Origin of the sequence: Wolbachia endosymbiont (group B) of Melanostoma mellinum (assembly GCF_947251465.1) — a bacterium.
Lineage (GTDB): Bacteria > Pseudomonadota > Alphaproteobacteria > Rickettsiales > Anaplasmataceae > Wolbachia.
Window position 1 is genome coordinate 1,308,262 of the sequence record NZ_OX366366.1, and the last position, 15,251, is coordinate 1,323,512.

Genomic DNA, 15,251 nt, shown 5'->3' on the forward strand with positions numbered 1-15,251 from the left:
TACAAATTTCTTACCAGCTAAGATTTTAGTGAATCTGGTTCATTTGGTCAATCATTATTGTGAAATATTGACAAAAAATAAATAAAGTAGTATTCTCAATGAAGAATGAAAAATTTTTTATGATTTTTGCTTTTCCTGGTCAGGGCTCTCAATTTGTAGGAATGGGAAAGAGCTTATATGATGAATTTTCAGTTGCAAGGAACGTATTTGATGAAGTAGATGACATATTGGGTAGAAAGCTGTCTCATTTGATTTTCAATGGCCCTATTGAGAAATTAACCATCACGGAAAACGCTCAGCCAGCTATAATGGCGGTGTCAATTGCAACGCTACGTGTTATGGAGCATGTGCTTGGTAAATCTCTTCACAATGTTCAGTATGTTTGTGGGCATTCAGTTGGCGAGTATACAGCGCTGTGTGCTGCAGGGGCATTGACGCTTGAGTCTGCAGTCAAATTGCTAAAAGTTCGTAGCGAAGCAATGCATGAAGCTTCACTAAAATGCAAAGGTGGAATGTTTGCTCTACTTGGAGCAGAAATAAGTGAAGTAGAAGGTATATTAAAATCAGCTCAAATTGATTGTGAAATTGCAAACGATAATGGTGGTAGGCAGGTAGTGGTGAGTGGTACTGCAGAGGCTCTTGAGGTCTTACCTGATTTATTCAAAAACTCAAGTGTCAAGAAAATGATAAAATTACAAGTTAGTGGGCCTTTTCATTCATCTTTTATGAAACCTGCTGATGAAAAACTTCTGGAATTTTTAAAAAGCATCAACATAACTCGCCCTTCGATTCCTTTTGTATCAAACGTTACAGCTAAGGAAGAAAGTGATCCAGAGATCATAAGAGCTTTGCTCGCTAAGCAAGTTGTAAGTAGAGTAAGATGGAGAGAGATGGTTTTATATATGACAAGCCATGGCACTAATAAGTTTGTTGAAGTTGGCCCTAACAAAGTTTTATCTAATCTAGTTAAAAGAATTGACCAATCTATCAATACAAAAAGCATAGGTAGCATTAGTGATGCTGATAACTTCTTTAATGAATCATTAATGTTGACAGCAAAAAATTTAAAAATAAAAGCTTATAACTAACATAAAGTAAAATTTGTACTATTTTTTGCTTTGATTATTGATAGCAGCGGAATGTCAAACATCGACACTAAAGAATATGATCTAGCGTTGGGTGATACCACGGTTAAGCTTTTTATTAAAAGTAGCGATACAAGTGGGATCAATTTTATTAATGTGCATCAAAATGAAGTAACTTCAAAAGGGGCTGGTGAGCATATACTCCAGCAGTTTGGTGGAAGAATGCTATACATTACTCATGGTGATGGTACTCCGCGTAATGTAGAATTTTACTTAAATGGTGAGCGGTATGAATTCGATCCCAATCGCATGTTTGATGATGTAGGTGCAGAAGCTAGCTTAAGAGAGTTTGGCAGTGTTTCAGAAGATGCTTTGAGAGCTGTTAGAAACTTTGCAGAAAGAATTTTAGATTTTTTACTTCCTGGTCAAGATCACGTTATCGCTCTGCACAATAACTACAATTCTCCCAGCTACTCATTCAAGAGCTATTTTTCTCCACCACTTTCTCATGATGTGCTAAAGATTTCTCCAGAAGTGTGTCCGGAAAGTGGAACGGGTGAGTTTTTCTATACGACAGTTGAAGATTGGTTCGATGCTTTAAAACAGAAAGAAATTTTTAATATAGTATTGCAAAATAACAAAGCAGTTGAAGATGATGGTTCTTTATCTGTATATGTAGGGAAGAATAATATTCGGTACTCTAATGTGGAAGCTGAGCATGATCATTTAGAGCAGCAAATAGATATGCTATCTTCTATACACAGTGTTTTATTTCCTCAACCCTTAACAATAGAGTTATAGCAACATGGAACGCACTAACGAACTACCTGTCATCTCGTTTGGCTTTTTGAGCCCAAGTAGCTGTAAAATAGTAGGAGCAATATCAGATAATTTTCCATCTCTTAGTTTTAAATTGTCACAAGATATAATAAATGGCACTTTATTTAAAGTGTGAGCTGTGTGAGGTGTATTATTTTCTTCATCGAACATACATTCCACATTACCATGGTCTGCTGTAACAATGAGTGCAGTATTACCCACTTCTTTGACAACGCTGAGTACTTTTGCAAGGCAATCATCTACAGCGAGCACAGCTTGCTCGGCTGCTTTTATATTACCTGTGTGTCCCACCATATCAGGGTTAGCGTAGTTTACAACTATCAGCGCAAATTCTTGAGAATGAATTTTTTTTACAAGTTCTTCTGTGAGCTCAAAGGCTGACATTTTAGGCTGCAAATCATAAGTTTTAACTTTTGGTGAAGGAATGAGTATTCTTTCTTCACCAGAAAAAGGTTCTTCTCTTCCGCAATTGAAGAAGAAAGTCACATGAGCATATTTCTCAGTTTCAGCAATGCGCAGTTGCCGTAATTTATTGTCTTCTATTATCTGTCCCAAAGTGTTGGCAAAAGATTCAGGAGGAAAGAGATAAGAGATTTTTAAGTCCGCTTTATATTGCATCATACTTAAAATTGAAGAGAATTTTGCCACTTCAGTATAGCCTGCTTTACCAAGACAAATACTTGCCAATTGTATCATTCGATCAGCACGAAAGTTAGCCAATAGCAATCCATCTTCTGGTTTTATACCTTGATAATCGGCTATTACTGCGGGCCTGATAAATTCATCGGTTATATTATTTTGATAATTTTCATCAATAAGCGATACTGCATCATCATAACGAGGCGCCTTTGCAAATGCGATGGCTTCATAAGCTTCAATTGTTCTTTCCCACCTATTATCACGGTCCATAGCATAATAACGCCCAGAGACAGTGGCGATTCTTATATCATTTTCCTTTATGCTTTCTGTAAATTCTTGAATGCATCTTTTCCCTGAATTTAGCAGTGTGTCTCTGCCATCTAAAAATGCGTGTATTACAACTTTAATTCCGCGCTGTGATATCTTGTTTGCTAAAGCTGAAATGTGCTTTTGATGCGAATGAACACCGCCATCTGATATCAATCCCATTATATGGCATATGCCATTCTTACTTTTTAGATCATTAATAAAATTCTGTAGATTTGCATTATTTTCTATCGTTTCGATTGCTTGATTAATACGCTGAAGGCTTTGCATTACCACTCTACCGCTACCAATATTCATGTGACCAACTTCTGAATTGCCTATTTGGCCTTCTGGTAATCCAACATCAGTTCCACAGGCAGATAAACTGCACTTTGGATAATTAGAGCTAATATGTTGCCAACAAGGTGGATTTGAATTGCTAATAGCATTGTATTTACTATTTTCTATTCCATTACCCCAGCCATCTAGTATACATAAAACGACTGATTTAAAGTTCATATAAAAGTTAACATCGAAACCCTCAATGGTACCAAAAACAAACTCTTCTCACAACTTTTGTGTTAAAATAAGAGATAGAAAAAGCTGCTTGGAGGCAATGGTATATGAAGTTTTTCATAAAATATTTTATTAAAGTGATTGACAGTTGCTGAAGTGTTTACTAAAACACTTGCATAGCTTTAATAGTGAGTTCAAATGAGTTATAGTCAATATGTAAAGGATAATACTTTAGCAACATCAGGTGCTATAATTAATGTTGATAGATTAGTAAACTTTTTAAAAAGCAATACAAACATTACAAGACTTATTTTACGATGTTCAAAAATTAATTATGAGGTTATAAAAGAATTAGCTCAGCTTTCTCATCTTACTTCACTTGATCTAAGTTGCAGTTATGTTGGTACAGAAGGTGCAAAGATTTTAGCAAGCGGGAATCTTATAAATCTTACTTCGCTTGATTTAGGAGGAAACGAAATTGGTGATGAAGGTGTAGAGGCTTTAGCCAGTGGAAATCTTACAAGTCTTACTGAGCTTAAATTATATGATAATAAAATTGGCGATAGGGGGGCAAAAGCTTTAGCCAGTGGAAACCTTCAAAAGCTTATTTTACTGAGTTTAGGATGGAATGAAATCAGTAATGAAGGTGCAGAGGCTTTAGCAAGTGGAAATCTTAAAAATCTTATTACACTTAAAGTATATGATAACAGGATTAATTACAGAGATGTACAGACTTTGGCGAGTGGAAATTTGGTGCGTCTTACTTCGCTCATTTACAATTATTGCAGTATTGATGAAACATTGCCAAAAAATGTCCTTCCTCAATTAAAAAGGAAATGTAATAAAAGAAAAATAGAAGAGGAGCCAGATAGCAAGCTAAGTGAAGCGCAGACATCTTTGCATTTTGACAGTAAAGGCCTTAAAACTATATAACTTCACACGTTTTGTCTGTTTAAGAGACAAAAAAAAGGTAGTGAATTTTGTGCTAAAAGTGAAATGTACAGATTGTATAAAATAGTGCTCCCCGGGCCGGATTCGAACCAGCGACCAATTGGTTAACAGCCAACTGCTCTACCACTGAGCTACCGAGGAATAAACTGCTTTCAACTTATCACATTGAACGCCGATTGTAAACGATTTTTATGTAGACTTTAGACCTAGATATCATTCCAGTGCATGGAGCTGTAATCCAGTTTTTCTTACCAACAAAAACTTAGAATAACTTTTGTTCTTAAAAAATTTCTAGATTCCAGACTCATGTTTCAATGTTAAACAAGGTACAATAGAATTGAGTAGGGTAATTTCTAGGGAATTATTATATTCTAGAAAAAGTAAAATGTCATCCAGATAGACTAATGTACAAGGTAAGCTGAATGTCTATAAGGAAAAACAGCAAGGCATTTTAGGATTTGCTATAAATCGCATCAGGAGCTCAAGAGTACAGCTTACAATTACAGATAGGTATAGTTGAGTTTAAAGTAACTACATAAATTTACTACAATTTTCATACCTATAAGCTGCTATGCAACAAAGCCCTGTGTGGGTATAATTTTGACAGGATACAAAGCTTAATGGAGAAAGTTACGAACATCAGTGAAAAACATGGCAATTTTATTCTCATTTGCAGCTGCTATCACGTCTTGATCTTTCAATGAGCCACCTGGCTGAATTATAGCTGTAATTCCATGCTTTGCACTCTCTACTATACTATCTGGAAATGGAAAAAATGCATCTGAAGCAAGCGCTGCGCCTTTACATTTTTCACCTGCTTTTTTTACTGCAATATTCACACTATCTATTCTGCTTGTTTGTCCTGCACCGATGCCAATAGCACAACCGTCTTTTGCTATCACTATTGCATTGGATTTTACATGTTTACATATTTTCCAAGCAAAAATAAGATCTTCCTTCTCTTTTTTTGTTGTAGTGCATTCTGTCACTCGGTTTATTTCTTCTACTTTTACTGTATGGTTATTATTTTCTTGCACTAAGAACCCGCCAACAACATTTTTGATTTGATATTTTGCATTTTGCTGAAGAGATTGATGAATAATCACTCTTAAATTTTTCTTTTTTTGTAAAATTTTTAATGCCTCATTGTTTACCGATGGTGCTATCACCACTTCCAAAAATATCTCGTTTAATTTCTCTGCTAGCTTTAAATCTATCTCCCGATTGAAAGCAACTATTCCACCAAAACTGCTTATTTCATCACATGATAGAGCTTTTTCATATGCTTTTAAAGCACTATCACTAACAGCAGCGCCACATGGATTATTGTGCTTTATTATCACTGCTGCAGGTTCTTGAAACTCAGAAATTATGTTAAGTGCAGACTCTATGTCGACTATATTATTATAGCTCAACTCTTTTCCATGTATTTTCTCCAGTGGATACTTGCTAAATTGATTGCTATAAAATGCAGCTTTTTGATGAGGATTTTCACCATACCTGAGTCCTTGTGCTTTACATCCATATAAAGTAAAAAACTCTGGTAACTCATTGCTTTTACCCTGTGATAAAAACCAATTGTAAATATTAGAATCATACTGTGCAGTCAGAGCAAATGCTTTAGTTGCTAGATGTTTTCTATATTCTAATGTTGTCTGATTGTTATTTTTGATCATCTCAGCTTTCAGTGTTTCGTAATCTTGAATGCTAGAAATCACTGAAGTGAAATGAAAGTTTTTTGCTGTAGCTCTAATTAATGCTACTCCACCTATATCTATTTGTTCTATGATTTGCTTCTCACTTGAGTTGCTATTAACCGTTTTCCAAAATGGATATAAGTTAGTTATAAGCAGATCTATCGGCTTAATTTCTAGATTCTGCATTTCCTTTTCGTGCCTTTTTCGATCACAGAGTATTCCTCCATGAATTTTAGGATGTAAAGTTTTCACTCTGCCATCTAGTATTTCTGGAAATTGTGTGTAATCTGAAACTTCTTGCGTTTTTATTCCCGCACCTGATAGCACTTTATAAGTATTCCCTGTTGAGAGAATTTCTATTTGTTGCTGCATCAAAAACGATGCAAGTTCAATTATATTTGTCTTATCGTATACTGATATTAAAGCTCTTTTAATTTTCATATGGAAGGTTTCTTAAGATTATATCTAAGAAAAGAAAATTTGTCTATATATAGCTACTACGTCATACCACTGCGGTATCTCGTTGTAGATTCCGCTAACAAGCACATAGCTGTACGAACATTGTGATACAAGAGACCAAGAAAGATGTCATCCCAGTGCCCAGACACTGGGATCCAGAAAACTTCACTTTAAATGAGCACACCAGGTGGCTGTACAATAGAAACTGGATTCCAGTGTCAAGCACTGGAATGACACCATCTACTACTCAAATTACCTGCAAATTGCAATGTTCGTACACCAAAACGCGGTATCTTGTTGTAGATTCCGCTAACAAGCAGCGGAATACCAAATTGTAGAAGTTGCTTTAGCTCTCCTCACCCTCCTTTCAAAGTAGTCTATTCTATAAATTTTTTTGTTAAACTTGATTTTAAGCCACGAACAAAATCTTTAATATCGCAAGGATTTCTTCCTTCCATTTGTACAACTTTAGGAATTAAAGTACCACCTTTTAAACTTATATGCATATTATCATTAATGATCTCACCTTGTCCTGAAGTGAAAGCTTCAAATTCAGCATCAAGTATCTTGATACGTTTGTTCTCTACCTTAATGAATGCTTTTGGATAAAATGCTTTAACCTTTCTATAAGCAATTTCACAGGCGTCACTTGCGTAAATTTTATAGTCTTTTACTTTGTCAGCATAGCACGCATCGTTATCGCTCTGTTTTAAGGGAACTTGCTTTTCAATTTCGTTTAGTACTTTCAGCAGTAAATCACTACCTAATTCAGACAATTTATCATACAACGTCTTATAATTATCGCTTTTTTCAATAAGAAATTTTTTCTGTTTTAAAATAGGGCCAGAATCTAATCCTTCATCTAGCTGCATAATGCTAACTCCGGTTTCTTGATCTCCGGCTAAAATTGTGTGCTGTATCGGAGCTGCACCGCGCCACCTAGGCAGCAATGATGGATGAATATTAATACAACCATATTTGGGAATATTTAAAATTTCTTTTGGAAGTATCAATCCATACGCAGCAACAACTGCAACGTCTGGCTTAAAATTTCCAAACTTTTCTTGCTCTATCGAAGATTTTAAAGAGGCAGGAGTGCATACCTCTATGTCACTTTTTTCAGCAACGATGTGTACTGGGGATTTTGTTAACCTCTGCCCACGTCCAGAAGGTTTTGGAGCTTTGGTATATACTGCTACTATTTCACTCTGTAATTTCAGTAGTAAGTTTAACGCACCAACAGCAAACTCCGGTGACCCCATGAAAATAATTCTCATGGTGTTTTTGCTTTAAGCTAACTTACTATTTACAATTTCTGTTAATTTAGCAAAATCATCCTTATGATTAACAGCCATCTCAGCAAGAATTTTCCTATTTAAATCAATTTCAGCAAGTTTAAGACCATGCATAAATCTACCGTAAGTAAGTCCATGTTCTCTTACTGCTGCATTAATACGTATTATCCACAAACCACGAAAATCACGTTTACAGGTTCTTCTGTCTCTGTAAGCATATTGGAGTGCTTTTTCAACTCTTTGTAATGCAATTCTATAACAATTTTTTGACCGTCCTCTATAACCCTTTGCTAGTTTCAATATTTTTTTATGACGAGCATGAGTAGTGACTCCACGTTTTACTCGAGCCATTTTTATTTTACCTCCATTTTGTTAAATACCATAAGGCATATAAAGCTTAACTATACGCGAGTCAGATTTACTAAGAATCGTCGTACCACGCTGATTACGAATATTAGATTTACTTCTCTTTACCATACCATGTCTTTTACCTGACTGAGTAGAGATGACTTTACCCTTAGCTGTAAGGTGAAAGCGCTTTTTGACAGAAGATTTGGTTTTTAATTTTATTTTCGTCATATTCTAAACAAATTTACAAACACCACTATTTAGTTCTTTATTAGTAATTAAGTATGAGTATAGATAACTTTATTAAAAAATCAAATTAAAATTGTATTTTAAAGCAGCTTGAATGTAATCACACCCAGTATATGTGTTATACCTTCTTTATCTCCAATTGGCAACAATACTTGCCTCATTTTAACACTTTCACTTTCTTCCTCTTCGTTAATTGAGCATTTACTCTCTATTACAGTCTCAAGTTTATCAATAACTGCATCTATTTTATATAGCCGCAAAAATGGTGCATCAATTGCATACTTATCATCGATGTACATCTTTTTTTCAAAACCATAGAATTCAATAGCTTTTTCTCCTGCATTTTCACAAATATAACCTCGATCTTTAACTTCAATGATAAAACAATGCTGCCATGACTCCATGATTTCTGCAGTGTCTATTTCATGTCTTTCTGGCCATTCTCTATCTGATCCTTTTATATCACTCCAATGTTGAGTAACTATATTCACTATTCTTCTTTCTTTGCCTGCATAATTTTCCATTCGAAATTCCACATATAAAACACAGATATGAGGTAAATTTATCGTGAATGTATTGATTTTTTCTTACTAAAGGATGTAGATTATTGAAAATTCTCATCCTGTTTACACAACAGGTAATGATAAATTAAGTATAATAATTAGAGCATAAAAATTATTAAATGAGGAAACTGTAAAAAAATAATAAAAAAATTCTATTTTTGCAATATTTTGGCTAACGAATAGAATTAGTTCCACTTTCTAAAGTTATTGCACTTAATAAATAACTAGATGGAGTTTCTTCCTTAGCACTACTATGGCTTTTATTTTTTCTATTATAAAACCAACATTTAAATGGTACAGCTGCTGCGATAGCTGCTACCAAAGCTACTGTTACTGCTAACATACCTACTGTGAACACTATATTATTTTTCTCGTTTGAAGGTGTTTCCAATAATTTAAACTCTCTCAAGTTTGTATCATGAATCATAGGATTACCCAAAATATTCGTCGTATTTTGAACACTTTCTATATTTCGCATTGTAATTCCATTGCTAGCGTTTGATTTTTTCATTTCTTCCATTACTTGTTTTAAGTTTGGTAGTTCTGCTGTTGTATTTTCAATATCACCAGCTTCCAGCTTTTGCAAGTTCTCATTACTCAAAAACTCTTTGAGATACTTTTCATAAAACTCTTTGGCATTATATCTTTTATAACTTCGTATTTTTCCACTCTTGAGATCAGAAACAATATCATCAATCATCACTTTTGGATTTTCTGCATGCACTATTTCTCCTTCAGCAACAAGAATACGATAAGATGTATCGTCAAGCATACATACATACTTAAGTTTTAAATCACCTCCTCCCAATAGAAAATATATTGTTCTGTTTTGTTCTACATCTCGCAATTCTGATTCAATACTAATCCATCTATTCCTTTTTTCCTTATTGATTGATCTTTTTTTTCCTACAGTATTTTTAAATCTTCTTGACATATATGACCCCCAAGCTGACCAATATTTCCTTATGTATAAAAGATAAATTATTTAAGTCCACATCTTTTCACTAAGATTTTTATATTTTTATTATACTAAATAATACATATATTAATATCTGAATTTCTCATTGCAATTTATTATACCTTAGTAAAAACGATATAAAATTAGAGAAAGAGTTATAAAATTTTTTGTAAGACAGGAAAATTTCTTCTCCTTTGGTTCCAGAGCATATAAGTGCTGTAAGAGCTAAGTTGATGGCACTGTTGTGCCATCAAACTCTGGAATCTTACTCGACACTAATCTGAGAAGATAGATGTGCTACCGATGTAGCATTGCTGAGCAAAGATTCTATTTCTGATGTAGATCCGGAATGCTCAAGTTGAGCTTGTTCAGGAAGGTTTTTCATCGCTTTTTCAACATCGTAGCTACCTTCCCTATTTTTTCTATGCCATACAAAGTATCCTAATCCTGCAAAAGCTACTGCTAGCACTCCACCCAATATACCACCAGCAATCCCTGCTATTCCTATATACTGTCCTCCATTTATTTCGGGTAATTTAGGCCCTTCCACATCTGTGCTATTAAATATAGAATGATCTAACACTTCTTGTGAATTACTATCAAAACGGGAAACACTACTTATATCTTCAGGAGTAATTCCATAACTAGCATTTGATTCTTCTATTTCATTTATTACGTCATTAATCTCTTTAGTAGTTACTTTGCTTGATGCAAAATCGAATTCTTGTTTTGTTAAAGAAGCTGATTCGATAGTTACATCTTCCTGCATCTGATAATCAATTTCTTCAGTAGTAGATTCTCTCAATTGGCTATTTTCATCAGTTCTTTCTTTTAGCTTTTTTGAACTATCCTTACCCAATTCATCTACAAGGTTTTTTAGATATATTTTCTTAAATTCTCTATAATTATATTCTTTACCTTTTTCTATTTCTCCACTCTTAAGACCTAAAATAATTCCATCTATTGTCGATTCACGAATTGCTTGAGGAATGTCTATTGAATTTACTATTCCTGTAACCAAGCCTATCTCAGCTGCTCTAGAAGATATAGAGAGGTCTTTTACTGTTAAATTCTCTCCTTTAATTAAAAATTCTACTCTTCTGTTTTGTTTTATACTTTCCAAGTCAGATACAATTCTAATTGTTGGACCATCCATCTCCTGCTTATTTGTTGTTTCTCTCTTTCGCATGCTATTCTTAGTGTTTTGGAATTTTTTTGGCATTTCACACTCCTTAAATGAATTAATAAAAGTATTATTTGAATTAACAAATACTTCTCTATGTTAGTGGATAAAATATTTAAACCTATATCTTTTTATTAAAATTTTTATGTAAAAGTTACCTTTATTATACTAAGTAATGTATATATTAATATTTAGATTGATAAATTGATTTTACTTCTGTTACAACTTATTATGCATAGATAACCTCAGTAAAAACGATGAAGCTAAACGAAATTAGAGAAAGATTTATAAAATTTTTTGTAAATAATAATCATGAGCAAGTTCCTTCTTCTCCTTTGATTCCAGAGCATGATCCAACACTCATGTTTACAAATGCTGGTATGGTACAGTTCAAAAACATCTTTACCGGCACGCAAAAAACTGAAATGAAACGTGCCGTCTCAAGTCAAAAGTGTCTCAGAGCAGGTGGTAAACACAATGATCTTGAAAATGTTGGCTATACATCTCGGCATCACACATTTTTTGAAATGCTCGGAAATTTTAGCTTTGGTGATTACTTTAAAGAAACTGCGATAGAATTTGCGTGGAAATTTATTACTGAAGAATTGTCTCTTGATAAAAACAGACTATCCATAACTGTTTACCACACTGATGATGAAGCATATGAAATTTGGCGTAAGATAAGTGGCTTTTCAGATGATAAAATCATAAGAATTACAACAGATGATAACTTTTGGACCATGGGCAATACTGGTCCATGTGGCCCATGTTCTGAAATCTTTTACGATCATGGAAATTCCGCTTTACATGAAGACGACAGAATTGTTGAAATTTGGAACCTGGTGTTCATGGAATTTAATAAAGATGAAGAAGGTAATTTACAAAAATTACCAAAAAAATGCATCGATACCGGAATGGGCCTTGAAAGAATAGCAGCTGTTATGCAGAACGTTCATGATAACTATGATATTGACCTATTTTCTGCTCTGGTAAGTAAATCGCAAGAGTACTGTGGAAATACGGAAAATAAAGTAGCTCATAAGATTATCGCAGATCACCTTCGTGCAGCTGCATTTCTCATCGCAGAAGGAGTGCTTCCTGGAAATGAAGGAAGAAATTATGTACTACGCAGATTGATCAGGAGAGCAGTACGTTATATCCACCTACTTGGATATAATGATTCTCTATTAAACCTTGTTTTTCCTGCACTCATAGATGGCACAAGTTTGGCTTATATGGGAGATGCTTATCCAGAGCTAATCAGAGCTAAAAGCTTAATAGAAACAACGTTAAAATCAGAGGAAGAAAACTTTAAAGACACTTTAATGAAAGGCATTAATCTCTTGGACAAATTCACTGCAGATTTAAAATCAGGTGACACTCTATCTGGAGAATCAGCATTCAAACTATATGACACTTATGGATTTCCTTTGGATATCACACTTGATATTTTGAAAGAAAGGAAAATAAATTTTGACCAAAAAGGTTTTGATAATGCAATGAAAGAGCAAAAAGAAAGAGCACGTGCTAATTGGACTGGATCTGGTGAAAAATCTGTTGAACAAGTATGGTTTAATTTAATCGATCAGTTTGGCAAAACGGAATTTGTTGGTTATGAACGTGATGAAGTAAAGGATGCAACAGTACTCGCAATAATTTCCTCTAAAAATGAAGTAATTGATTCTGCAAAAGAAGGAGAAAAGATAACTATTATACTTGATAAAACACCTTTTTATGGAGAGTCAGGTGGACAAGTGGGAGATATTGGAAATCTTATACAGTCTGATGGAAGTATGGTAACAGTCGAAAATACCAACAAGATTAATGACTTGTATTTGCACAGGTGCGTCGGCTCAATTTGTAAAGGTAACACAGTTACAGCTAGTATTAATAAAAAAAGAAGACAAGACTTAAGAAGAAATCATTCAGCTACACATCTTCTACACTTTGCACTCAGAAAAATCTTAGGTGATCACGTTGCTCAAAAAGGTTCTCTAGTCGCACCAAATAGACTAAGATTTGACTTTAGTCACAATAAGCCAGTCACTCAGGATCAGCTGTCTTCAGTAGAAGATATAGTAAACTCTCTAATCAGAGAAAATCTTTCTACGTCCACAAAAGTTCAAGGTATGGATGAGGCAATAGACGAAGGAGCGATGGCCTTATTTGGTGAAAAATATGGTGATAATGTTAGGGTTGTAAAAATTGGAGATTCAAAAGAATTATGTGGTGGTACACACGTGGAGCGTACCGGAGAAATTGGTTTGTTTAAGATAGCAGCAGAATGTTCCGTTGCATCTCGAGTAAGAAGAATTGAAGCTTTAACCGGTCAAGAAGCAATTAATTATGTACGCAATAACGAAATTAGCTTAAAAAAAGTTGCAGAATGCGTAAAAGCACCAGTAAATGAAATAATAAGTCGACTCAGTATTTTAAGCCAGGAGCGCAAAGAATTTGAAGTCAAAATAAAAAATCTTTATAAAAAGCTTATCAGTGTAGAAACTGTAAAAAGTACCGAAATAAATGGAATAAATTTCGTAAGCCACACTTTCAATAACGTTCCAGGAAGTATAATAAGGGAATTTGCTCTACAGCAACAAAAACCGAAAACTGTAATAGCCTTCATGGTAACAGAAAAGGATAAAACAGTTTTGATTGTCAAAGTAAGTAAAGATTTAACTAATAAGATCAATGCAAAAGAGCTAGTATCTACTGTAACCAGAAGGGATTGCGGTGGAAATGCCGAACTTGCCCAAACAGGCTGTGATAACAATAAAATAGATGATGCCATTACAGCAATCCATAGCAAAATAACAGCTTGCAAAAACTAATACACCCTACTACCTCGGTATCTTTTAACCATGAGCGAAGGTGTTATGCAAATCGTGGTAGAGAAGACTTAACTGTCAAATGAGCATATCAGGTAATAAGAACTGGATTACAGCTCCATGCTCTGGAATGACATCATTTTATTCATCAAAGTAGCAGCTTTATAACGGCAGTGCACAGAGGCGTCATCAAGTAGCCCTTCATTGTCATCCCAGTGTCAGCTACTCGGATGACACCATCATAGAGATCAGCTACTTGGATGATAAAAGTAAGAAATATCGAAGTGTTGTGCTAGACTTTATACCTCTTACATTCAAACTCACATAAATCATGAATTATGCATGTTTCACACGAAGGTTTTTGCGCTTTGCAAACATATCTACCATGCAAAACTAGCCAATGATGAGCATAAAGTAGGTATTTTTTTGGCACTACATTCAAAAGAGACTGCTCTGTTTTAAGTACATCTTTTTCTTTCACAAGCCCAACTCTATTGCTCACTCTAAAAACGTGAGTATCAACTGCCAATGTTGGAATACCAAGCCCTGAATTTAAGAACACATTAGCGCTCTTTCTCCCAACCCCTGGTAAAGATACCAAATCATCGAAATTAGTAGGCACTTTGCTATTGTACCTCTCAATCAATATTTTACTGAGCCCGATTATATTTTTTGCTTTGGAATTATATAAACCAATACTGCTTATGCATTTTCTCAGCTCACTTTGCCCAAGATTCAACATTTTTTCTGGCGTATCAGCGATACTAAATAGCTCCTTTGTAATTTTATTAACACTTATATCGGTCGTCCGCGCTGACAGAACTATTGCAACTAATAACGTAAAATGATTGGTATAATTTAGCTCTATTTTTGGCGCAGGATTTGACTGTTGAAATTTTTCAAATATTAATTCTACTTTTTTTGAGTCCATGCATAGAGCTAAAAGCTTATACTACACTGTTTGCTGTGTAAATTCAATTGCTTGAGGATTAGATAGTCCTTCAATATTAACATCAGACATATCAGTTTTTACCTCATCAAAATTCCTCTCAGCAAATTCGCTTGCCACTTTTTCAAAATACTTTCTAACAAGAGGCATAATTATCGGCATTAATAGCCTTCGTGGATCATACCGTCCTAACAGATCAGTCTCCTTTTGCACTCTATCTCTTGGATCTTCCTCAAGTAAATCTTTCATGTGTTTTTCAGTGTATATTTCACAACCTTTTGAAAATGTAGGACTAAATATCTCAGTAGCTAGCAGTGCTAACAATGACAAAGTACCAAATATTGTCACATCAACATAAAGACTATTAGAAATAAACCCTCTATCA

At 34.4% G+C, this 15,251-nt stretch carries 13 protein-coding genes, 1 tRNA gene and 2 pseudogenes; 5 read left to right on the top strand and 11 right to left on the bottom strand.

From position 1 onward, the window contains the following. Positions 1–119: 119 nt before the first annotated feature. Positions 120–1,088, top strand: a complete 969-nt coding sequence (gene fabD / locus OPR42_RS06070; RefSeq protein WP_265042379.1) for an ACP S-malonyltransferase — start codon at positions 120–122, stop codon at positions 1,086–1,088. A gap of 51 nt (positions 1,089–1,139) precedes the next feature. Then, positions 1,140–1,886 (top strand): hypothetical protein, encoded by a 747-nt coding sequence (locus OPR42_RS06075; RefSeq protein WP_007302088.1) that lies wholly within the window; start codon positions 1,140–1,142, stop codon positions 1,884–1,886. Here OPR42_RS06075 and gpmI read toward each other — a convergent pair. Continuing rightward, complete coding sequence (gene gpmI, locus OPR42_RS06080; RefSeq protein ID WP_265042124.1) at positions 1,881–3,389, bottom strand: 2,3-bisphosphoglycerate-independent phosphoglycerate mutase; 1,509 nt, start codon at positions 3,387–3,389, stop codon at positions 1,881–1,883. The two genes, OPR42_RS06075 and gpmI, sit on opposite strands and share 6 nt — an antisense overlap. 195 nt (positions 3,390–3,584) lie before the next feature. Here gpmI and OPR42_RS06085 point away from each other — a divergent pair, with 195 nt between their 5' ends. After that, positions 3,585–4,319, top strand: coding sequence for a leucine-rich repeat domain-containing protein (locus OPR42_RS06085; RefSeq protein ID WP_265042125.1), 735 nt, complete (start codon positions 3,585–3,587; stop codon positions 4,317–4,319). An 87-nt stretch (positions 4,320–4,406) separates the two neighbouring features. On the opposite strand, the gene OPR42_RS06090 is transcribed toward OPR42_RS06085, so the two are convergent. After that, positions 4,407–4,478, bottom strand: a tRNA-Asn gene (locus OPR42_RS06090). A 476-nt stretch (positions 4,479–4,954) separates the two neighbouring features. Beyond that, complete coding sequence (gene purH / locus OPR42_RS06095) at positions 4,955–6,475, bottom strand: bifunctional phosphoribosylaminoimidazolecarboxamide formyltransferase/IMP cyclohydrolase (RefSeq protein ID WP_006013536.1); 1,521 nt, start codon at positions 6,473–6,475, stop codon at positions 4,955–4,957. A 152-nt stretch (positions 6,476–6,627) separates the two neighbouring features. Here purH and OPR42_RS08830 point away from each other — a divergent pair. Continuing rightward, a pseudogene (locus OPR42_RS08830) lies at positions 6,628–6,783 on the top strand (WPE palindromic element domain-containing protein); the annotation flags it as partial. A gap of 87 nt (positions 6,784–6,870) precedes the next feature. Here OPR42_RS08830 and fmt read toward each other — a convergent pair. The 6 genes from fmt to OPR42_RS06130 all read right to left on the bottom strand — a co-directional run bounded on the left by fmt (position 6,871) and on the right by OPR42_RS06130 (position 11,128). Next, complete coding sequence (gene fmt / locus OPR42_RS06105; RefSeq protein ID WP_064085375.1) at positions 6,871–7,770, bottom strand: methionyl-tRNA formyltransferase; 900 nt, start codon at positions 7,768–7,770, stop codon at positions 6,871–6,873. Positions 7,771–7,782: 12 nt separating this feature from the next. Further along, the gene (gene rplT / locus OPR42_RS06110) at positions 7,783–8,139 is read right to left on the bottom strand and encodes a 50S ribosomal protein L20 (RefSeq protein ID WP_265042126.1); all 357 of its coding nucleotides are present in this window, start codon (positions 8,137–8,139) and stop codon (positions 7,783–7,785) included. Positions 8,140–8,160: 21 nt separating this feature from the next. Beyond that, positions 8,161–8,367 (bottom strand): 50S ribosomal protein L35, encoded by a 207-nt coding sequence (gene rpmI, locus OPR42_RS06115; RefSeq protein WP_010402777.1) that lies wholly within the window; start codon positions 8,365–8,367, stop codon positions 8,161–8,163. Positions 8,368–8,465: 98 nt separating this feature from the next. Then, positions 8,466–8,909 (bottom strand): PAS domain-containing protein, encoded by a 444-nt coding sequence (locus tag OPR42_RS06120; protein WP_007302082.1) that lies wholly within the window; start codon positions 8,907–8,909, stop codon positions 8,466–8,468. A gap of 211 nt (positions 8,910–9,120) precedes the next feature. Further along, positions 9,121–9,882 (bottom strand): hypothetical protein, encoded by a 762-nt coding sequence (locus OPR42_RS06125; protein WP_264374978.1) that lies wholly within the window; start codon positions 9,880–9,882, stop codon positions 9,121–9,123. 289 nt (positions 9,883–10,171) lie between these two features. Further along, entirely contained in the window at positions 10,172–11,128 is a 957-nt protein-coding gene (locus tag OPR42_RS06130) for a hypothetical protein (RefSeq protein ID WP_064085574.1), read from the bottom strand. Positions 11,129–11,346: 218 nt separating this feature from the next. On the opposite strand from OPR42_RS06130, the gene alaS reads away from it, so the two are divergent. Further along, positions 11,347–13,920: an alanine--tRNA ligase gene (gene alaS / locus OPR42_RS06135; RefSeq protein ID WP_265042127.1), complete on the top strand. Its 2,574-nt coding sequence runs from the start codon at positions 11,347–11,349 to the stop codon at positions 13,918–13,920. 289 nt (positions 13,921–14,209) lie between these two features. Here alaS and nth read toward each other — a convergent pair whose 3' ends face one another. Both nth and OPR42_RS06145 read right to left on the bottom strand, forming a co-directional pair. Then, on the bottom strand, positions 14,210–14,848 hold the full coding sequence (gene nth / locus OPR42_RS06140) for an endonuclease III (protein WP_108784611.1): 639 nt from the start codon (positions 14,846–14,848) through the stop codon (positions 14,210–14,212). Between the two features lie 21 nt (positions 14,849–14,869). Further along, a pseudogene (locus OPR42_RS06145) lies at positions 14,870–15,241 on the bottom strand (molecular chaperone DnaJ); the annotation flags it as partial. Positions 15,242–15,251 lie beyond the last annotated feature (10 nt).